Annotated in this window: 1 pseudogene; it reads right to left on the bottom strand. The window is 49.6% G+C overall.

Annotated elements, in window-relative coordinates:
- Positions 1-409 (bottom strand): annotated as a pseudogene (locus EXE45_RS17935) (hypothetical protein); the annotation flags it as partial.
- Positions 410-452 lie beyond the last annotated feature (43 nt).

The following is a 452-nucleotide window of genomic DNA, read 5'->3' as shown; positions in this document are numbered from 1 at the left end:
GCTCCACATTTGTCTCGTAGGGGAGGTTATCGATTAAGCCGGCTTGCCCCCGTACTACGTGTTCAACCGCTCGATTGGAATCCTCCTTAATTGCCGCCTCCCCGATCGTCCCTGCTGTCTCAGTAGATTGTATAGCTGTTTCAGTCAGTTCCTCATTAACCGCTTGCTCCAGAATCAGGGGGAGTTGGTCTTTACATACGTATTCTATTGTCTGATCAACTGGAGAGTCTTCTTCGGCTTTCCCATTCTGCTTGATAAGCGCTGAAACTCGGTCTCCGAAGATTGAGAGGCCTAGTGCGGAACTCGCCCGATCATGCTCTTCGATTGTGGAATTGATTACAGAGATAAGCGTCTGAAATGGATCTGGGTGAGCTGCGTCGTCGGCTGATAACTCAGCTTCTTCCAGCATCGATTTTGGCGTTAGCTTGTCTTCGATGTGCGATAATATCCCC

It is taken from the genome of Halorubrum sp. SP9, assembly GCF_005435015.1.
Taxonomy (GTDB): Archaea; Halobacteriota; Halobacteria; order Halobacteriales; family Haloferacaceae; genus Halorubrum; species Halorubrum sodomense.
This window is presented reverse-complemented; position numbering and strand designations above follow the sequence as displayed.